This is a genomic window from Enterobacter sp. R4-368 (genome assembly GCF_000410515.1).
GTDB lineage: Bacteria > Pseudomonadota > Gammaproteobacteria > Enterobacterales > Enterobacteriaceae > Kosakonia.
On record NC_021500.1, the window covers coordinates 47877 to 67136 of the forward strand.

A 19260-nucleotide genomic window follows, 5' to 3' on the forward strand; every position below is an offset into this window, starting at 1 on the left:
AATTGAAGAGGAACGTAATGGGTTATTTACTGCTAATTGCAATGGCGGCTGTATTTCTTATTATCATTTATAAAGGTACCGCCAGGCATGACAGATTGATGCGTGACGGGCGGCCTGTTATGGCGACGATAGAAAATGTCACCCCAGTCAGTTCTGATGATGCCGGTAATACAACAATTGTTTATACGCTCAATATAGAAGGTCGGCATGTTAAAGGGAAAGAAAAAATTGACACGTTTTTTTCGCCACAATTTCAGCCGGGGATGCAGATAAAAATTATGTATATCAATGATGAAGATTATATGTTTGTTTTTAAAAAATAATTAAAAATATATGCCAGGCCTGTGAGGCATCGAGTACTCGGTGATCGCAAGCCTGTATATCTATGTCGTAGTGGTCATCGACTTTATTAGACGAAGTTGAATATCGGTAAACGGTATATGCACAAATACTTATTCTGTTATCGGTGGCGATGGTGATGTGTAAACCTAATAATAGTGAGTAATAGGCTGCAACCATTAATTAATGACGGCGTTAACATTTTTTATAACAGAGGGACAATGAGTTATTTATCGTATATTATGCCTAAGCTTGCCTGGTTTATACCACTGTGCATATTGCTTTTTGTTGGGTATGTTGTTTATAAGAACAGGCAGCGTGATGCTCAGGATGCTTATATTAAAGAGCATGGCGTTAGCCTCGATGCTGAAATATCAGATGTAGTTTAAGATAAGATTCAAAGGATAAGCAATTATTTTGTGGTGGTAGCGTCAGTCAAATATAATTACAGTGATAAAATTTTTGTTTCCAAAAGAGGCTTTTCTTTCTTGATTACTGAAAAAGAAAAAATTATTCTTGGGCAAATCATCAAAATCAGAGTCAATCGTAACATGCCTGAGCAGTTTTATTATGAAGATTATCAAAACTATTAACAAAAATCTTTAAAGGGTAGTGTGTTTGATGGTGTATTAATTCAGGTTTGGCTGTTTATTCGTTATCAGTGTCGTCAGATCGAAATATATATTAATCAAGGAAATCTCTCCATGGATTATTTGAAGATCCTGCATATCATTTTGGTTGGGCTGGTAGCAGGACTTATCATTTATTTGATCTGCAGGGACATAGTTTGGGGGGTGATGAAAAAAATCATTCTTAGAAATCCGGTCTATACCCATGCGACTATCTCAGCCGTTATGCCAGGAACGCCGTCATCAAACGGATTGGTTAACTTAACGATCGATTATGAATTTAAAGATTTAACTGGAGCGAACTACTCGCGCAAGAACGTACTGACAATAATTAAAACAATTAACCTTATCGAATATCAGATCGGTAGTACCGTTCCGGTTGTCTATTTACGTACTAATCCTGAAAAACATTTTCTGAATGAAGGGAAAGATGGTGTGTTGATCAGGTGAATCTCTATTGTCACCATACCATTAACGAATCCAAAGTTTGTTGTTAGTCCAATTTGTTTATTTACATGGCAGTGAATATGAGTGCTTTTACAGAAACTCCCTTAATAATCGGCGTTATCGTATCTATCCTGGGGATTATACTGGCCTTTTCAACATTAAAGCCGAATAAAGATGAAGTTACCACTCTGCGTGACTGGTCATCCAGAGAAAAGTGGAGTGGTCAAATTATTGAGACGTCACTTGAATCATGGCATCAAACAGATACCAAGTACGGCAATGATTTTTTATACGATTTTACTTTTACGGCTACTATTAATGACACAAGGAAAAAATATGTCGCAAAAGGTCTGGTTAGACCTAATGAGATACATAAGATTCAGAAAGGGTTAACTCTAATAATAAAATATAATGCTGATAATCCACCACGTATAGCTGTGATAGCTATCGATTATAAATGAAGCCTATATTATTTTTTAAATAATGAATAATGATGGTTTTGAATTGGCATCATATATATATCATTTCTTTAGTATTACATTTTAGCTGAAGTTATTCATTAAAAGCCATCTTATCGATAAATATAAATCTTAAGAGGTTATAATGTTCACTGGCGATAATGTTGGCCTGATATTAAGCATTGTAGCGCCATGCTTCCTCATTTATTTGGTATTCCATACAGGGATGGTTCATGATGATTTTAAAAAGAACGGTATAAGGACAGTTGCTAAGATAAATAATATCAAGCAAATATCCACTTCAGGTACTGGTTCGCCAAAATGTGTCTTTACGCTTTCGTTTACTACCCAAGATGGTCACGATATAAGTCTGGAAAAAAAACAGGTCGTTACTGTGTTAGATATGATGCCTCTCGAGCGAGAACGCAAAGTGGATATTTACTACAAGAAAGAAAATCCTAAAAAGATATGACTAATACTTGAATCAGAAAGCCGGATAAAGTAATGACAATTATGGTTAGGTCGCGACGATGTCACCGATGATACCTCATTCCACTATCGTGCGAAGCGCACGACCACAGTAGATGAATATGTCTGCACAATTGACTATGTATTTATGAAAAAAGGAATGAGCAATATGATGGGGATTTTATTAGCGATTGGCATGATTTCTGCGCTTGTTATTATGTGTTTTATTTCTGTTAATAAAAGGGAAAGAATAATTCGTGAAGGCCGCCCGATTATGGCCGTGATTGAAAATATCAGGCCCGTTTCCACGGATGACTCTGGGAATACAACTGTAGCTTATGTTTTAAATGTGGAAGGGCGTAAAATTGAAGGTCGTGAAAAGATTGATACCTTCTACGCTCCACAGATGCAACCTGGTATGCATATAAAAATCATGTATGTCGATGATAAACATTTTGTTTTCATTTTTGAAAAATAAAATATGTATAATAGAAAAGATTAATGCTCGCTATTGTTTATTCGTACTGATGTTCAGGAACGGTCGAATAGCTCATTCGCTGCGAAATGGTTTGAGAATATTGCTTGGGTGCTAATAAATTAAAGGGAGGAGACGCTGTTTTTAACTACTGGATAATGACTTCTTTTATGATATTCGCTTTCACCTGCCGGGCGGTGATCAACTCTACACTGCTAAAACACTGGTGAACATTTCTCAGTTGCCATTGATCCAACCTGGACTGCGAATCAGAGTGAAGAAAGGAAGCGAAGGCCGCTTAGCGGTCATTAAAATTGAGTTTTAGCGAAGATAAGGTATTGCCATTCATGACGGACCTCATTGCAAAAAACCTCACGCTCTTTTCATGGTATATATTGGCTATTTTTATTTACCTTTTCATTAAAGGTCTGCGTGAGCCTACCGGCGATGCGAAATTAATCCAGTATCGTGCAACGTTACGTGACTGGTATGGCCCTGAAAAAGAGGGCGTGCTGGAAACATGGGCACCGTTAAAATCAACGCCAAAAGGCGAATATTTTCTATTCCATTTCATCATTGTGATTGATCGGAAAACGCAAAAGAAAAAAGCAGCGGCTTTAATTAATGCAAGTGATATCGAAAGGTTAAAGCCGGGCCTTAAGTTGCGCATAAAATATCAAGGGTTGCTTACAAAGAAAATCGCTGTCGCCGATATTGTTTTTGATGAATCATTTCAGGAAACGTAATGGACTATTTTAAGTATCTTGCTTATCTCTTTCCCGCGCTGGTAATTATTGTTTTTATTAAAATCGCGATTCGCGATATAAAAAACAACCGAATAAAAAAGCGCATCGCCAGCGATCCTGTGCATGTTAATGCGCGAATAACTCAGGCCGTGGCGGGAACGCCCGCGCCAAATGGCATCGTCAATGTCACACTGGATTATGAATTTAACGATCATACCGGCAAGGTTTTCACACAACAAAATGTGGTTACCGTGGTGAAAACGATGGAGATGCTTAACTATAAAGCGGGCGAAACCGTTCCGGTCATTTATTTGCGCAGCGATCCTTCGCTCAATAAGGTTAATCTTCCGCGCGTATTTTAAATTCATAAATTATTTCATCGTAAGGCGCTCTTTCCTGACGTTAAAAAAACGCCAACGATACGCTTAATCTTCCAAAGGATGTTATATGAAGATTATTAAACCGCTGCGGCTGAGTGTGCTTAATCGCCCATTTCGCCTGCAGGGGCAAAATCACCTGGGTGTTTCTGTTCTCGCGCTGCTGGATATGAGCGCGCAACCAAAATTACGTCCTGAAGTCGAGTTGTGGCAGCTGGCCGCCAGCGAGTTGCAAACCAGCGGCGGCGTGCTGGATATGGCAATGCCGAAAGCGCGCGCCGAATTCCTCGCTACCGGCTTCGCTTATTCGCACCATCATCAGGATAAAACCGCGTGTGCGGTGCGCATTGAAATCGGTGAGCTCAGTAAAACGCTGGCCGTCACCGGCGATCGCTACTGGGCCGGTTCGCGCCCGACCGCCGCCAAACCTTTTGAACAGATGCGTCTCGACTGGAGCCGCGCTTTCGGGGGCGAAGGTTTTGAGGAAAACCCGCACGGTATCGGCGCCGTGGAAGAAAACCACAACGGCACCCGATTTCGTCGCCTGCCTAATATTGAACTCTTAAATCAGCGTGTCACGTCTCCGCGCGCAAAACCTGAACCAGCCTCTTTCGGCCCGCTGGATCTTCTCTGGCCTCGCCGCTTTCGCCGGATGGGTAAAAACTACGATGCCCGCTGGTTGCAGTATGATTTCCCCGGTTTTGCGCCCGATATTGACTGGCGGGTATTTAACGCCGCCAGCCCCGATCAGTGGTGGGAAGAGCGGGATGCGCTACCACCGCAGGCCGCATGGCGCATCTGGAATATGCACCCGGAGCAGCATTTGCAGGAAGGCACGCTGCCGCCGTGGCAGGCGCGCTGCTTTATGCAGCGCCAGCGCGGCGATGAGATCCTGTTTGAAGAGATCGCGTTGCGCGCCACTACGGTGTGGTTTTTCCCGCATCTTGAACAGATGGTGCTTATCTGGCAGGGCAATCAGCGTGTCAATGAAGACGATGCGGCAGACGTTTTGCAACTGATGCCTGCGCTGGAAAAAATCGGTGCTCCCCGCTCGGTCAACCACTATCGCAAAGTGCTCCATCAGCGTCTGGATAAAGAGAAAGGCGCGCTGTTTGCCTTCCGTGAAAAAGATTTGATACCTGAAGAGGTTATCGGCCCGTGGATCGACAGCGAGGTACAGGAAAACCACAGCCCGATGCGTGATAACCAGCAAAACCGCGCCATGCAGCTGCGCGAGCAGCATCGTGCGCGGCTGGAAGCACAGGGCGCGGATACCGCCGATCTGCTCCAGGAGATGGAGGAGCCCGCACTTCCGAAGCTGGAGGATTTGCCTGAGTTTATCGAAGAGATGGAGCGCAAAGCCCGGCAAATGCAGGCGCAGGCCGAAACACGCAAAGCAGAGATGGAGGCGCGTTTCCCGCAGATGAATGCGCAGGAAAACCAGCCGCGCGGGCCGGAATCGATGATGCGCATGCAGGATTTACTGGAGCGCAACGCCGACAGCATGAGTGAGAAAAAGCTAAAGCAGAGCCGGGAAGCGCTGCACAAACTCTATCTGATGTCTGCCGCCGAACAACCACCTGCCATCAAACTGACTGGCGATATCGCGCTGATTATTCGCCAGCGTGCCGAAAGAACGATGGCGCAGGGCGGGGATTTCAGCGGGCTGGATCTGACCGGCGCGGATTTTTCCGGCATGGATCTCCGTGGTGCCAATTTCCGCAATGCACTGCTGGAGTGTGCCAACCTCAGCCAGTGCCAGCTTGACGGCGCTGATTTCAGCAATGCGATGCTGGCGCGTACGGATTTACAGGGTGCCTCGCTTTGCGAATGCAACTTCACCGAAGCAAGTCTTGCGCTGGCGCAGTGCCACCAGACCAATTTCACCGGTGCGCAGTTTACAGAATCGGAAATGACCGATGCGCTGTTTGACGCGTGTGATTTCAGCCATGCACGGCTGGAAAAACTACTGCTGCGTAAAACTGGCTTTAGCCAGTGCGTATTCCGTCACGCGACGCTGGATAATTGTGTGTTTATGGAACTTACGCTGCCGCAACCTGACTTTAGCGCGGCAACAATGAATAAAAGCAGTTTTATCCAGTGTGATCTGCAAAGTGCCTCTTTTGCCGGGGCACATCTGGAAGGCTGTTCCTGGGTAGAGAGCCGCCTGGAGCGAGCCCTGTTTCGTGACGCCACGCTTATCACCTGTGCGGTGGCATCCGGAGGCACGCTGTGCGGTGCAGATTTCAGCGGCGCGCAGCTAAAGCAGAGCAATTTACGCCAGGCGGTACTGACTGACGCCCGTTTCGTTCGCGCGAAGCTCGATAACAGCGATCTCAGCGAGGCGCAATGTGAAGGGGCGGATTTTAGCGGTGCGACGCTAACCGGCAGTCTGTTTATGCGTACTGATTTTCGACGTGTGCGTTTTACCGACGCCAATTTAATGGGCGCGATGATGCAAAAAAGCCGTCTTGAAGGTGCCGATCTCAGTTTCAGCAATCTGTTCCGCGCCGATCTTTCCCAGTCGATAGCGGACAGCACCACGAAATTTGAGGGTGCCTATAACAAACGCGTGAAAACCCTGCCGAAGCGCGACGGGGAGGTGATATGAGTCAGTTAAGTGCCGCAGAGTTGCAGCAAAAAGTGAAAAGCGGCGAGGCCATTATGGAACTCAACCTTGATGGCTGCGATCTGCGCGGATGTGATTTATCCGGCGGGATTTTTCAGGAGGTGTCGTTCGAAGGGGCCAGTCTGCAGGGCTGCAATCTGCAGGAGAGCGTTTTTACCGAATGCCAGCTTGCAGGCGCCGCGCTTACAGCGGCACACCTCGAAGAGACCGTGTTTAACCAGTGTGATGTAGCCGCGGCGAATTTCAGCAATACCGCGCTGCTGCGTTGCGTATTCAACGAATGCACATTAAACGGCTGCGACTTCACGCAGTCGGCTTTTGACAGCATCCAGTTTATGCGCAGCCCGCTGAATAAAAGCCTTTTTACCGGTGCGCGTTTAGAACGTTCGACACTGTTTGAGTGCCCGCTTGATGGGGCGAAACTCAACCATTGCCATAACCTGCTGACCACGTACTACGGCATCGATCTGCGCAATACGGATCTCAGCGGGAGCCAGTTTGAACGGGCGGTGTTTTTTAACTGCGACCAGCGCGGCAAAAACTATGCGCAACATCAGTTCACCGGCTGCCAGTTTACCGATAACCAGCTTGATGGCGCTGATTTTAGCGGGGCGCAGCTCACCCAGTGCAATTTCAAAGGCGCATCGCTCAGACAAGCGCGACTGAACAACGTTAATGCCACGCAGGCGCTGTTTATGCAGGCCGATTTGAGCGGCGCGCACGCCCACGGCAGCCTGTTCGATCAGGCGATTTTTGTCGGTGCGACATTACAGCAGGCCAGTTTTAAACAGAGCCGTTTTTTCCAGAGCATCCTGCAACACGTTGCGGCCCGGCAGGTCGATTTCACCCTGTGTGATTTTACCTATGCCGATTTCAGCGGCGCGGAGGTGTGCGAAGCCGATTTTCGCGGCGCGATCTTCTCGCGCAGCCGTTTTCATCGCGCGCGGCAAGAGGGCGCGCGGTTTGCCGATCGCAAAGGCATTCTTGAGTACGACGAAGAGTTACTGGCGGCGGAGGCCTGGACCGCCGAACGCCACAGCCGAATTTACGGAGACTTGCAATGAACAACCTCAATCAACCTTTGACTCTCGCCACGCTGCCCGGCGGCCAGTTTTCCGCACGCGTCACCCACTGTTTTGACGATGGCAGCCTGATGGTCGAATGCGACGGGCGCGGCTGGCACTGCCGCCGGGCAGTAAGTTGCGTGATTGCACCGCAGGCGGGCGATACGGTGCTGATAAGCGCGGTCGATAACCAGATGTGGCTACTCGCCGTGCTGGAGCGCGGTAACGAGGACGCCACCGAGCTGAGTGTGCCGGGCGACTTGCGTATCACAAGCCAGGGCGCATTAACCCTCAGCAGCGATGCGCTGAATGTCAGTGCGGCGAAAGGCGATTGCCATATCAGCGAGATGAACTACAGCGGCGACAAGATTTCCGCATGGATTACGCTTTCGCGCATTGTTGGCAAACGGGCGGAATCCGTCTGGCAGACGGTCACGCAGATGAGCCAGCACCTGTTTCGCACCACCCGCCAGACCGAGCATGTGCGCGCCGGGCAACTGGATATGAAAGCGGAAGATTATCTGCGTATGCACGCGCAAAACACGGTGATCACCTCGAAAGCGATCACTAAAGTCGATTCTGAACAGATCCATATGGGGTAATTCGATGTTTGCAAACTGCCAGTTGATGGGCGTTGATCTCGCGTTTCCGGATGTCTGTCTGACGCCGATGCCAGCTCCGACGCCAATCCCGTACCCGGATATCGCGCTGGGGCCAACCGCGATACCGAACGCGCTCAATATTCTGTTTATGGGCATGCCCGCGCACAATATGGCGACCATTACACCGCTGACCAACGGCGATAACCCCGGAGTGGCAACGGGAGTGGCGTCCGGTACGGTGATGGGGCCGTCGCGCCATCTGACCGGCGCGTTCACCGTGCTGCTGAAAGGTACACCGGCAACGCGCTTAACCAGCGTCAGCCTGCAAAACTCCACCAATGCCATTGGTATGCGCATTGTGCCAAGCCAGTTCAAAGTATTAATGCTGGCACCGTAACGGCACACGCAACGCACAGTAATTTTCCACCTAAAAAAACGAACGCACAGGCAACAGCAAGTGCGCTTTCCGGTGATTGATTTTTTACGGAATCATGGTTATGGCGAACAGAATCACGGCGACGTTACCCGTCGGGGGCTTACTTTTCTGGAAACTCTCCGGGCGCGAAGCGCTGTCGGAATCATTTACGCTGGCGCTGACGGTACTGGGCACCGATGCGCGGGCAGACCGCAGCAAGCTGCTGGGGCAATCTGCAACCATCAATATTCCCACCCAGGGAACGGGCACGCGCTATATCAACGGCAAAATCACCCGCGTGGCGGTGAGCGCCGTTGAACTTTCGGGGACGCGTTACGCGGTGTATCAGCTCACCGTGGAGCCGGATTTGTGGCCGATGAAACGCGACCGCAACCTGCGTATCTTCCAGGGCCAGACTGCGCCGCAGATAGTGAAAACGCTGCTCGGCGAATATCAGGTGAACGTGGAAGATAAGCTGACCGGCAGTTACCGCACCTGGGATTACTGCGTGCAGTACCAGGAATCGAGCCTCGATTTCATCAGCCGTCTGATGGAGCTTGAGGGCATCGCCTACCATTTCCGCCACGAAGCCGACCGCCATGTGCTGGTGCTGACCGACGCGGCGACCGAACATCAGCCCTTCAGCGGCTATGAAACCATTCCGTATCACCAGACGCCGTCCGGCGGCAGCACGGATGAAGAGGGTATCAGCCAGTGGGCGCTTGAAGACAGCGTGACGCCGGGTATTTACAGCCTCGACGATTACGACTTCCGCAAACCGAACGCGTGGCTGTTCCAGGCGCGGCAGAACCCGGCATCACCGCAGCCGGGCAGCATTGACGTGTACGACTGGCCGGGGCGTTTTGTCGAGCACGGTCACGGGGAGTATTACGCACGTATCCGCCAGGAGCGCTGGCAGGTGGAGCACCAGCAGATTCAGGGCACCGCCACGGCGGTTGGTGTCGCACCGGGAAACACCTTTGCGCTGTATAACGCGCCGTTTTTCAGCGATAACGGCGAGTACCTGACCACCGAAGCGAACTACTTTTTCGAGGAAAACCGCTATGCCAGCGGCTCCGACGGCGAAACGGTGCACCGCATCGATTTCACCGTCATTCCGTCGTCGGTGGTGTTCCGCCCGGCGGCGGTGACGGCGTGGCCGAAAACCTACGGGCCGCAGACGGCGAAAGTGGTCGGCCCGCAGGGCGAGAGCATCTGGACGGATAAATATGGCCGGGTGAAGGTGAAATTCCACTGGGACCGTCTGGCGAAAGGCGATGACACCAGCTCCTGCTGGGTGCGTGTGTCGAGTGCCTGGGCGGGGCAGGGTTTCGGCGGGGTGCAAATCCCGCGCGTGGGCGACGAAGTGGTGATCGACTTTATCAACGGTGATCCGGACCGGCCGATCGTTACCGGGCGTGTCTATAACGAAGCGAGTATGCCGCCGTGGGCATTACCTGCTGCTGCCACGCAGATGGGCTTCCTCAGCCGCTCGAAAGATGGATCGGTCGATAACGCCAACGCCCTGCGCTTTGAAGACAAGGCGGGCGAAGAGCAGGTGTGGATCCAGGCGGAACGTAACATGGATGTTCACGTCAAAAACGACGCCTCGCGCTCGATCGGCAGTAACCACAGCCACTATGTACGTAAAAATGAGCTGTACCGCGTCGAAACAAATCAGACTCAGGCCGTGAAAGGGCAAACGGAAATCCTTACCGGCAAAGGCAAGCTCGATGCGGTGGTGGAGCAGTTTATTCTGGCTTCCGGGACGCAACTGCGGCTGGTATCCGGTCACAGCGCCATTGAGCTTAATGCGAATGGCAAAATCAACCTGATTGGTAAATCCTTTAACTTCTTTGTCGAAGAAGATGGGCACATTACCACCGGCGGTAAGTTGCATCTCAATGCTCCCGGAACAAAAGCCCCGACTACCGCGCCAGGAGCTGACCATAAAGGGAATATTAACTCTGCGGTACAGGCGAAATTTTCCCCGCAGGGTAACGTGCAACACGCGGCCCCTGTGGCAGCGGCTCCGGCGGGGGCGGCCAAACCGGTGACGAAATACAAAGCGCCACCGCCGCTGAAGGGGGATTATGTTTTTAGTAACGAGAAGAGTAAAAGTCAATTCATGCCGTTCAGTGATGGCGTGGTGAAGAAAATAAACAGTTCCCCCAAAATGCAGAGCGATTTAAAAAAGCTCATGGATGATCAGTGGAATATATCACCTAACGTTCCAGGGGGTGGAAGCTGGACCGATACGAAAAATAAAGTCATGGTATTAGATCCGGAAAGTATGGCGGATGATAATGAAGCGGTCATGACGCTGGCGCATGAAGTCGGCCATGCGACCAGCCCCTATAAAAATGACTTCAGCTCAAAAAGTAATTTTGTTAACGGCATGCTTAAAGATGAAGGGCAGGCCACGCTGAATGAAATTCAGGTCCGCCGCGAAATTTATCATAATAGCGGTATAGATATTGGCTCAATGACTGACTCATCGAATGAGATGAAATATATCCAGGCATTTAAAGATATGGACAGCGGAAAAATAACCCGCGATGAAGCCAGTAAAGCAATTGGAGAAATTTACCGCAGGGGTGAAGTTGCATCCGGTTCAACTACCAATGAAGTTTATGAAGACCATTACGGGAATATGTACGATGACTATATGCAAGGTAAGGCACCTCACTAAAATAATCGTAATGACATTCGCTTTATTCTCCTCATTTTATTCATGCGCAGAAGAAAATAATATGAAAGTACAATCATTATGGCAATTCGCGACACAGCTTAAAAACACAGTCGGCCAGGATGTAGAAGAACTGGATGCAATCATTCCCGGCAGATTTGTGCGTGAAGATCCCAATATTGCGGAGAGATTAAAAGCAGAACCGTTCACGATTGACGGCGGTATTGAAATCAGAAATATGGAAGTCCGTCTTGATCTGCATAATCCGGGTAAGGTTTATATCATTTCTTACGATGTCGCGAATGCCGATATTTTGTTAGAGGACGTCAGGAAAACCTACCCGCAATTAAAGTTAATTGATGTTCCGCGCGGGCGTTCTAAAGATGAAACTTTCTCCTGGATCACACCACTTGATGAAAAGGGAAATGGCATTGGATTTGGTTTTCCTTATGCGCAACCCTCTTATTTAAAAAATATGACCCTCAGGAATTTTCAGGATTAACTTATGCAATATACCCTCCAGGAAGGTTCCTTTTCATTATTTCCTGCCGGCTGGCAGGACACCAGTATGACCATGCTTCGCGATGAAGAGAGTGGCTTATCGCTGATCGTCAGTCGCGGCCCGATCCCGGACGGCAGCGATTTTGAGAAAGAGTTTTATCGCCAGTGGGACGTGCTGCGTACGCAAATGGGCGACATCGCACAGAGCGAATTCGCGCGTATTCTCGTTGGCCGCGACAACAAAACCCGCGCGGTGGAAGTGGAAACGGTATTTACCCGTAACGGTCAGCAAATCTGGCAAAAACAGTTTGCCGTTCAGGCGCCGGGCGCGGCGGTAGTGATGATCTTTACCCTTTCGGCACTGCGCGCCTTTACCGATGACGATGGCGAGCGCTGGGACGCCATCAAACACAGTCTGACGCTGCACGAATAACGGAATCGGTAGCATGAGCGACAAACACGCGGCCCGTCAGGGCGATGAAATCATTCACTCGAGCGTTTTCGCCGATATCACCAGTATCGTTGCCGAAGGGGTCGCTTATGCGGCGATTGGTTCGGCGGTGGCGTTCGCGGCGGCGACTGCAGCGCCTTTATTGGGCGCCGGTGCTGCTGCCGCGAGTGTGGCGGCGATTGGTTCCAGTTGCCTGTTAAGCGGCATTGTTGGCGGCATCCTCGCTAACGTCGCCGGGATCACCGATGACATCAGTAATATGGCGAATAGCCTTGGCGACGCGCTTTTCCCGCCGTCGCCCGCGGGTAAAATCGTTACCGGCTCGGCCAACGTATTGACCAATAATAAGCTCGCAGCGCGAGCGGCCGGAACCTTAACCCCGGCGGATACACCGCCTGCCGAGCCGCAATCGCCCGCCAGTTTCGCCGATTACGCTGGCATGCTACTTGCCGGAGCAAAACATTTTGGCAGCGAAATGTGGCAGCCGACCGTCGGCTCGGCGGACGCCGGGACATCGCCGCTGGAGCAGGACAAAGTGGCCTGCAAGAAGCACTCCGGGCCGCAATATCTGGCCCAGGGGTCGAAAAGCGTGTTTATCAACGGCCAGCCAGCCGTACGCGCGAAAGACAAAACCACCTGTGAAGGCACCGTTTCCGATAATGTCTCGCCGAATGTGATCATTGGCGGCGAAACCCTGACGGTGCGCGATATCAAAAGTGGCAAATTGCCCGGTTTAGCGGTGGCGATGATCGCGTTGTCGCTTATCCGCGGACGCCCCGGCAAAATTTTAAAAAATATGCCCTGTGCGCTGGCGTCCGCAGGCGGCGGTATGTTAGCGGACATGGCGGTGAATGCGATATTTGGCTCACCGCACCCGGTGCATGCCGCCACCGGTGTGAAAGTCCTTAATGACGAGCAGGAACTTGATTTCTCACTGCCGGGGCGCTTTCCGCTGCGGTTGCAGCGCAGCTATAACAGCCTGACGTCACGCGCCGGGCTGTTTGGTGCGGGCTGGTCGACCGTTTTTGATAGTTATCTGGTGCTGACGGGGGATGAAGCCTGTTGGTTTGACGAAACCGGGCGTGAATTGCGTTTCACCTTGCCGTCGGTTGATCACGCTATGTACAGCATCAGTGAAGGGGTGATCATCCGGCGCAATGATAATGGCGATGTCGCCATTGCTGATGATGACGGCGCGGTATGGCGTTTATTCAAACCCACCCGCGCCAACCCGGCGATCCTGCGCCTTGCCTCGCTCAGTGATGAATATGGCAACGCGCTGGAAACCGGCTGGGATGAGCACGGGCGTCTGGTACGGCTTCACGATGCGCCCTGCGCGATTGATGTGACGTTCGCTTATGATGACGCGCGTTTTTCGCAGCGTGTGACGTCCGCCAGCCATTTTGATGGCGAACAGCACTGGCCGCTAATGCGCTGGCATTACGACGCGCGCGGTCAACTGGCAACGGTAACCGATGCCAGCGGGATCGTGACGCGCGAGTATCGTTATAACGATGACGGCCTTATGGTCTGGCACCGCGCCGCGGGCGGGCTGGAAAGCGAATACCGCTGGGCGATGTTTGATCACTGGCGCGTCATTGAAAACCGCACCAATACCGGAGACGGCTGCCGCTTTGCCTACGATCTCGATGCCGGGTTAACTACCGTTACGCACTATGACGGCCAGACGCGCCAGCACTACTGGAATACGCAGGGGTTGATTGTGCGCTTCGTCGATGAACGCGGTGAAAACTGGCGTTTCGAATGGAACGACAACGAGCAATTAACCCGCCGTATCGATCCGCTCGGCAATGCCATGACCTTCGTTTATGACGAGATGGGCAACCGGGTCCAGGAGATTGATGCCGACGGCAATGAACGCGCCACCCAGTGGCTGGAAAATCGCGCGTTGCCAGCGGTAATAACCGAACCCGGGGGCAGTACAACACGCTTTTTTTACGACCCACATTTTGGCCTCGCGCGCACGGTGGACGCACTGGGGCAGAGCACCGTCTGGCATCGCGACGAGTTTGGTCAGGTTATCGAAGAGGTGGATGCGGCTGGCAATAGCCGTCGCATGGAGTACAACGATGCCGGTCAGGTTATCCGCGAAACGGATTGTTCCGGGCATCTCACTCGTTATCACTACCATCCTCTCGGCTGGTTGGTTGCGGTGCAGGCGGCGGACGGGGAAGAAACCCGTTACCACTATGATGCCGCAGGCCGCCCGGTGCAGCTTGAGCGGGCAGAAGGCTGGCTGGAAACGCTGCGCTGGAACGAACAGGGGTTACCGACAGAACATGAAGCGGCGGATGGCAGCCGCAGCGCGTTTCGTTATGACAACACCGGACGGCTGGTGGCGACGCGTAACCATCTTGGGGAAGAGGTCCGCCGCAGTTGGGATAGCCGTGGCCGTCTGGTCGCCCTGCATAACGAGAACGGGGAAGCCTACCAGTTCCGTTGGGGGGCGGATTCCCTGTTGCTGGAAGAGCAGGGGCTGGATGGTGTTGTCAGCCGCTATACCTACGATGCCTGCGGACGCACGTTGTCGCGCACATTTGCCGCCGGGCACCCTGAGGCGATTATCCACCGTTTTAGCTGGAGCGCGGCTGGGCAGTTGCTCGCGCGATCCACACCGGAAGTCCAGACGCGCTGGCGCTGGTCTGCTGCGGGATTTCCTGAACGCATTAGCCTGCATCCCGCGCTTGATGAAAACAGCTGGAGCGCCGAAGCGGAGCAGGAGCTGAACTTCACTTTCGATGCGCTGGGACGCGTGATCGGCGAGCAGGGGGAAAACGGTACACTCGGCTGGGGCTACGATGCGCTGGGTAACCGCACCTCGCTACAGTTGCCGGATGGCCGTGAGCTGAAACAGTTCTATTACGGCAGCGGGCATTTGTTAAGTATTGCGCTGGATAACCTGCCGATCAGTGATTTTGGCCGCGACACCTTGCACCGGGAAATTAGCCGCACACAAGGGCTGCTCACCACCCGCAGTGATTATGATCGCCTTGGGCGCCTGCATCGGCGAGACGTCTTTAGCGGCAACGCGCAGCGTCCGGCGCCGCGACGCTGGTCCCGCCGCTGGGATTACGATCATCGCAATAATCTGGTGCGCGAAGAGCGGGACGATAATCCGTTTAACTGGTATCGCTGGAAATACGACGATGCCGGGCGCTTGCTGACGCAGGACGGTACTCTGCCGGGGCAGGAGCAGTGGCGCTGGGATGCGGCGAGCAACCCTGTCGATACAACGGTGCAGCATGCCGTGCGCCACAACCGCGTCACGCAGTTGCATGGTATCCGCTGGCAATATGACATCCACGGTCGCACCGTGGAGAAAGATAACGGCCAGACGCGCTGGCGCTATCGCTATGATGGCGAACACCGGCTGACGGAGGTCATCAGCCAGCCGCGTGACCGCAATAAGCCGCAGGTGCAGGTCAGTTTTCGTTATGACCCGTTGGGACGACGCATCAGCAAAACACGCCGCCAGATGCGCGCTGGCCAGCCGGTCGGGCAAAGCGTTACCACGCGTTTCGTCTGGGACGGTTTCAGGTTATTACAGGAAATTTACGACGATGTGCCGCTGACCTATGTTTACAGCGATCAGGGCAGCTTCGACCCGCTGGCGCGCATCGACGGTATTACCGACCCGGACGTTTACTGGTTTCACAATCAGCCAAATGGCACACCGGAGCGTCTCACCGACGTGGAAGGTGAGTTGCGTTGGGAAGGGCAGAATAGCGCGTGGGGTAAACTGCTGCATGAAACACCGCTGCGCGCACCTGAATATGCCCAGAACCTGCGCATGCAGGGACAGTACCTGGATCGCGAAACCGGCTTACACTACAATCTGTTCCGCTATTACGACCCCGACTGCGGGCGCTTTACCCAGCAGGACCCGATAGGGCTGGCGGGTGGGCTCAATCTTTACCAGTATGCGCCGAATGCGCAGGGATGGGTGGATCCGTGGGGGTTGAGTTCATATGACATACTGATGGGACAAATTGAACGTGGCGAACTTGATTTCTCAACTTCGAAAGGCGGTGCTGTTTTCTGGTCAGGACGCAATATGAAAACCGCACAGGAGTGGGCGCGAGCTAATGGCCGAACCACGCTCGAGCAAACGTCTGGTGGTAAATATCTGGACAGCCTGAATCTGTTTGAAAGTGCAAAATCAGGAATGTCAGGTCCTCAGGCTGCTGAAATTTGGGATGCCGCATCTGTAAAATTTGCCGAGCAGGCATCAGGAGATGTTCATGTTTTTGGTACAGGAGCCAAGAAAATGAACGATTTTGGAAAGGTACGAACGTGGTGGCGTATTGAAAAACCGATATTAATAGCAAATCCCAACGTAAACAAAGTTACACGACTGAAAAAAAATGGCTTGCCAGCGAAAACTGGCCACATAATAAAATGTAAAGGAGATAAAGGGTGAATAAAGAAGAGCTTAATTACATTAAAGAATTAAAGGATGATGATTCTGCTTCCGAATTTGTAGATGAAACCTATGGTGTGATTCGCCTTAAAACAATTTATCGTGGTGAAGGGTTATACTTTCAGTTAAATGACAGAGCGCTAATTTGCACAATCTCTGCACGAGATGCAATGTTAAGTAAAAAAAGCATTAAGCGCTGGGATAACGGAAAACTAATTGAAGAACAAGAACGAGATACGATCCTGGAAATCATTAAGCTTTATTATCCAAAGGCTTATTTAAGTGAGTTAACCATCATTTGAAAAGATTGCGGTTTCAATAATCGTCCGAAGGTTTTTAAGAAATGAAAAAATTAGAGGATTTCTATGCTGGTGATGAACGTTGGCAACGTTATGTTGCGCTTTATAATAAAGATTGTTTTGATGATAATGCTAAGTTTTTAGCGAGTAAACTCAATGGAGTCTTGGATTTGGCAGTGGTTATTTACGGTAAAAGAGGAATTAAGGAAGGTATCTGGTGGATTGAGCGGCACGTTCCGATGCTTGATAATCTTAGACCAGTAGATTGTCTCGATGATAAACAGTTGATTTATCGGTTGAGAGAATGCCTAATGAGAATGTCACAGAGTAAGTATAATTTGGCGGGCGCTCAACATTCTTGTAAATAGATTCTTCTTGCTTCATGCACTTTCGAGTACAAGGCCAGGTGACGTTTCATAGGAGTTCCTCCGACATCGAATTGTGCAGTGACTTTGGAACATCCAAAGCTATATTTTGATCATTTTTGTGACATGATTTTTGTTAGATAAAAAAGATTACGTGAAACGGAAGTGTGTTTACTGCCAGAATACATACATAAACGAAGCCGGTTTTTCAGCAGTAGTAGAGATCCTATTCCTGATAAAGTGAAAAATGAAAAATTTAGCTTTGTCATTTTTCAAATACGAGGTTACCGTGTTTTCATTTTGCTCAGTCCACTCAGTAGCTTGCAATGCGACTGTCTCAAAGGCGATAAACGAGGCATTAGAGAAAAATATCATCGTAAACGATATAATTCGGTTAACCATTGTCCAGCCTGACGACGCTATGGCAAAGCAGTATATTTTGGTTGAGCGTACATTGTTAGATGAACTGAATATTAATTGCGATGGTGAGTATGTCTTGTATGACAGGGATCGTGAAAATAAAAAAATGAATGACAGAGTTGTTATTAATAAATTATCATCTTACCTATGTGATGTTTGTCCGATTTGTCTGTTTGAAAAGACGGGTTTCAAGTCTATATAATATTATTGCATTGTGCCAGTGAATAATTTCAGCGATGGTTTTAAAAATGAAAAGCCTATATATTTGTTTTAATTTGTAAAAGTAAATTGCGTCAGATTACGTTTTTTAGAATTAGTGTGATGGTGTCAGTTGGCCAATCCTTTCATGGCTAAATCAATTCTTTTTATCGATTCGACATGATTTATAAGTTCTTTATTTGCAGACTACGTCATTTCCGACGAGTCAAAATATTTGCTACTGCTATCTATAGTTTAATAATTTAATGTAATTAATAAGTTTTATCTTCACGGACGTAACTTTTAACGAGAATAGAATAAGTTTGATATGTAATTTGCAACCAGTTATCATACGCATAAACGAGTGTCCAATGCCTGAACTGACAGCATCCGAATATATAGAAAAAGCATTAAACCTTGCGACTAAAAGATGTCAGGACATAGAAAATAATCAAACAGCAAATTCACTTGTGCCAATGTATCAGTCAATCGCAGCTCAGCTTAAATATTTAAAGGATGTCGTAAATGATACAGAGAAAGATAAAAGTAAGTTACGTGAGCTGACTTTTGGTATCTATGCTACAAAAGAATTTGAATCTTCAGATGAGGTTTCTTTGAACGATTGACCGATGCCTTTTATATTGCCTCTCAGATCCGAAAGGGATTAAAGGTACAGTTGCCGCACCAAATTAATAAAAATTATTATGAGAAACAAAAAAGGCTGGCTTTGCTGTATCCAGATGATTTTGATGTGTAATTATTTTTCATATGGAACAACAGGTTTACTCCATTAAGCTATAAAAATCAGATGAAGATAAAGTCTGTTAGCTTCTATTCAGAAATTCAATTCCCACTGGACTCGCCTGCTGAAATTTTGAGCCCTAGTTTTGACTTGTCGACATGACAGTAAAGAAAAAAATTATCTTGATGATGCTTTTTAGCATATTCAGCGTTGTTGTTTTATAGAGTTATCAGGAGTAGTTATGGCTGAAGTGAACGTTATTCATAAAGAAAAGGGCGATTTCTTTATTTTGCAAAGCGACGATAAATATCTTATTTGCATGATTTGGCCCTATAACAGTATGTGGGATGTGCAAAAATGTTTTATTCTCGACCATGCCGAGTTAAGTCGATATAGCGATTTTCATGAAATGGTCTCGTTAGCAAAAGATATGCGTGACAATTATGATAAATACAAACATCGTGAAGTCCCGGTTCCTGAGTTTAAAGTGCGCTAATTAGGAAGT

General features: G+C 49.5%; 20 protein-coding genes. All 20 read left to right on the top strand.

Annotation, left to right across the window (positions count from 1 at the left end; genetic code table 11):
• Positions 1-17 precede the first annotated feature (17 nt).
• The 20 genes from H650_RS00215 to H650_RS00315 all read left to right on the top strand — a co-directional run bounded on the left by H650_RS00215 (position 18) and on the right by H650_RS00315 (position 19251).
• Positions 18-323, top strand: a complete 306-nt coding sequence (locus H650_RS00215) for a hypothetical protein (protein WP_016495671.1) — start codon at positions 18-20, stop codon at positions 321-323.
• A 720-nt stretch (positions 324-1043) separates the two neighbouring features.
• Positions 1044-1418 carry a DUF3592 domain-containing protein gene (locus tag H650_RS00225; RefSeq protein WP_016495673.1) on the top strand — a complete coding sequence of 125 codons (375 nt, stop codon included), beginning with the start codon at positions 1044-1046 and terminating at the stop codon, positions 1416-1418.
• 77 nt (positions 1419-1495) lie between these two features.
• A complete protein-coding gene (locus H650_RS00230) occupies positions 1496-1876 on the top strand; it encodes a hypothetical protein (protein WP_016495674.1) in 381 nt (126 codons plus the stop codon).
• A gap of 142 nt (positions 1877-2018) precedes the next feature.
• Positions 2019-2345 (top strand): hypothetical protein, encoded by a 327-nt coding sequence (locus H650_RS00235; RefSeq protein WP_016495675.1) that lies wholly within the window; start codon positions 2019-2021, stop codon positions 2343-2345.
• A gap of 165 nt (positions 2346-2510) precedes the next feature.
• The gene (locus tag H650_RS00240; RefSeq protein WP_016495676.1) at positions 2511-2819 is read left to right on the top strand and encodes a hypothetical protein; all 309 of its coding nucleotides are present in this window, start codon (positions 2511-2513) and stop codon (positions 2817-2819) included.
• A 344-nt stretch (positions 2820-3163) separates the two neighbouring features.
• A complete protein-coding gene (locus tag H650_RS00245; RefSeq protein WP_016495677.1) occupies positions 3164-3562 on the top strand; it encodes a hypothetical protein in 399 nt (132 codons plus the stop codon).
• Positions 3562-3924 carry a hypothetical protein gene (locus tag H650_RS00250; RefSeq protein WP_016495678.1) on the top strand — a complete coding sequence of 121 codons (363 nt, stop codon included), beginning with the start codon at positions 3562-3564 and terminating at the stop codon, positions 3922-3924. The genes H650_RS00245 and H650_RS00250 overlap by 1 nt, the downstream gene beginning before the upstream one ends.
• Before the next feature lie 85 nt (positions 3925-4009).
• Entirely contained in the window at positions 4010-6550 is a 2541-nt protein-coding gene (locus tag H650_RS00255) for a DUF2169 family type VI secretion system accessory protein (RefSeq protein ID WP_016495679.1), read from the top strand.
• Positions 6547-7632, top strand: coding sequence for a pentapeptide repeat-containing protein (locus H650_RS00260; protein WP_016495680.1), 1086 nt, complete (start codon positions 6547-6549; stop codon positions 7630-7632). The genes H650_RS00255 and H650_RS00260 overlap by 4 nt, the downstream gene beginning before the upstream one ends.
• The gene (locus H650_RS00265) at positions 7629-8234 is read left to right on the top strand and encodes a DUF3540 domain-containing protein (RefSeq protein ID WP_016495681.1); all 606 of its coding nucleotides are present in this window, start codon (positions 7629-7631) and stop codon (positions 8232-8234) included. The genes H650_RS00260 and H650_RS00265 overlap by 4 nt, the downstream gene beginning before the upstream one ends.
• Before the next feature lie 4 nt (positions 8235-8238).
• Entirely contained in the window at positions 8239-8631 is a 393-nt protein-coding gene (locus H650_RS00270; protein ID WP_016495682.1) for a DUF4150 domain-containing protein, read from the top strand.
• Between the two features lie 100 nt (positions 8632-8731).
• Positions 8732-11341, top strand: coding sequence for a type VI secretion system Vgr family protein (locus H650_RS00275; protein ID WP_016495683.1), 2610 nt, complete (start codon positions 8732-8734; stop codon positions 11339-11341).
• 61 nt (positions 11342-11402) lie between these two features.
• Positions 11403-11840: a hypothetical protein gene (locus tag H650_RS00280; protein ID WP_238328368.1), complete on the top strand. Its 438-nt coding sequence runs from the start codon at positions 11403-11405 to the stop codon at positions 11838-11840.
• 3 nt (positions 11841-11843) lie between these two features.
• Entirely contained in the window at positions 11844-12272 is a 429-nt protein-coding gene (locus H650_RS00285; RefSeq protein WP_016495685.1) for a DcrB-related protein, read from the top strand.
• Positions 12273-12285: 13 nt separating this feature from the next.
• Positions 12286-16731 (top strand): RHS repeat-associated core domain-containing protein, encoded by a 4446-nt coding sequence (locus tag H650_RS00290; RefSeq protein ID WP_016495686.1) that lies wholly within the window; start codon positions 12286-12288, stop codon positions 16729-16731.
• Entirely contained in the window at positions 16728-17033 is a 306-nt protein-coding gene (locus H650_RS00295; protein WP_016495687.1) for a hypothetical protein, read from the top strand. The genes H650_RS00290 and H650_RS00295 overlap by 4 nt, the downstream gene beginning before the upstream one ends.
• A 41-nt stretch (positions 17034-17074) precedes the next feature.
• The gene (locus H650_RS00300; protein ID WP_016495688.1) at positions 17075-17398 is read left to right on the top strand and encodes a hypothetical protein; all 324 of its coding nucleotides are present in this window, start codon (positions 17075-17077) and stop codon (positions 17396-17398) included.
• Positions 17399-17642: 244 nt separating this feature from the next.
• Positions 17643-18017 carry a hypothetical protein gene (locus tag H650_RS25575; protein ID WP_189660086.1) on the top strand — a complete coding sequence of 125 codons (375 nt, stop codon included), beginning with the start codon at positions 17643-17645 and terminating at the stop codon, positions 18015-18017.
• 367 nt (positions 18018-18384) lie between these two features.
• The gene (locus H650_RS00310; RefSeq protein WP_238328369.1) at positions 18385-18639 is read left to right on the top strand and encodes an immunity protein Tsi6 family protein; all 255 of its coding nucleotides are present in this window, start codon (positions 18385-18387) and stop codon (positions 18637-18639) included.
• A 357-nt stretch (positions 18640-18996) separates the two neighbouring features.
• The gene (locus H650_RS00315; protein ID WP_016495690.1) at positions 18997-19251 is read left to right on the top strand and encodes a hypothetical protein; all 255 of its coding nucleotides are present in this window, start codon (positions 18997-18999) and stop codon (positions 19249-19251) included.
• The last annotated feature ends 9 nt before the right edge of the window (positions 19252-19260 follow it).

What these genes read in the sequence shown, in the direction of transcription:
- H650_RS00215 (WP_016495671.1), top strand. Translation starts at nt 18, where the DNA reads ATGGGTTATTTACTGCTAATTGCAATGGCGGCTGTATTTCTTATTATC.
- H650_RS00225 (WP_016495673.1), top strand. Translation starts at nt 1,044, where the DNA reads ATGGATTATTTGAAGATCCTGCATATCATTTTGGTTGGGCTGGTAGCA.
- H650_RS00230 (WP_016495674.1), top strand. Translation starts at nt 1,496, where the DNA reads ATGAGTGCTTTTACAGAAACTCCCTTAATAATCGGCGTTATCGTATCT.
- H650_RS00235 (WP_016495675.1), top strand. Translation starts at nt 2,019, where the DNA reads ATGTTCACTGGCGATAATGTTGGCCTGATATTAAGCATTGTAGCGCCA.
- H650_RS00240 (WP_016495676.1), top strand. Translation starts at nt 2,511, where the DNA reads ATGATGGGGATTTTATTAGCGATTGGCATGATTTCTGCGCTTGTTATT.
- H650_RS00245 (WP_016495677.1), top strand. Translation starts at nt 3,164, where the DNA reads ATGACGGACCTCATTGCAAAAAACCTCACGCTCTTTTCATGGTATATA.
- H650_RS00250 (WP_016495678.1), top strand. Translation starts at nt 3,562, where the DNA reads ATGGACTATTTTAAGTATCTTGCTTATCTCTTTCCCGCGCTGGTAATT.
- H650_RS00255 (WP_016495679.1), top strand. Translation starts at nt 4,010, where the DNA reads ATGAAGATTATTAAACCGCTGCGGCTGAGTGTGCTTAATCGCCCATTT.
- H650_RS00260 (WP_016495680.1), top strand. Translation starts at nt 6,547, where the DNA reads ATGAGTCAGTTAAGTGCCGCAGAGTTGCAGCAAAAAGTGAAAAGCGGC.
- H650_RS00265 (WP_016495681.1), top strand. Translation starts at nt 7,629, where the DNA reads ATGAACAACCTCAATCAACCTTTGACTCTCGCCACGCTGCCCGGCGGC.
- H650_RS00270 (WP_016495682.1), top strand. Translation starts at nt 8,239, where the DNA reads ATGTTTGCAAACTGCCAGTTGATGGGCGTTGATCTCGCGTTTCCGGAT.
- H650_RS00275 (WP_016495683.1), top strand. Translation starts at nt 8,732, where the DNA reads ATGGCGAACAGAATCACGGCGACGTTACCCGTCGGGGGCTTACTTTTC.
- H650_RS00280 (WP_238328368.1), top strand. Translation starts at nt 11,403, where the DNA reads ATGAAAGTACAATCATTATGGCAATTCGCGACACAGCTTAAAAACACA.
- H650_RS00285 (WP_016495685.1), top strand. Translation starts at nt 11,844, where the DNA reads ATGCAATATACCCTCCAGGAAGGTTCCTTTTCATTATTTCCTGCCGGC.
- H650_RS00290 (WP_016495686.1), top strand. Translation starts at nt 12,286, where the DNA reads ATGAGCGACAAACACGCGGCCCGTCAGGGCGATGAAATCATTCACTCG.
- H650_RS00300 (WP_016495688.1), top strand. Translation starts at nt 17,075, where the DNA reads ATGAAAAAATTAGAGGATTTCTATGCTGGTGATGAACGTTGGCAACGT.
- H650_RS25575 (WP_189660086.1), top strand. Translation starts at nt 17,643, where the DNA reads ATGAAAAATTTAGCTTTGTCATTTTTCAAATACGAGGTTACCGTGTTT.
- H650_RS00310 (WP_238328369.1), top strand. Translation starts at nt 18,385, where the DNA reads ATGCCTGAACTGACAGCATCCGAATATATAGAAAAAGCATTAAACCTT.
- H650_RS00315 (WP_016495690.1), top strand. Translation starts at nt 18,997, where the DNA reads ATGGCTGAAGTGAACGTTATTCATAAAGAAAAGGGCGATTTCTTTATT.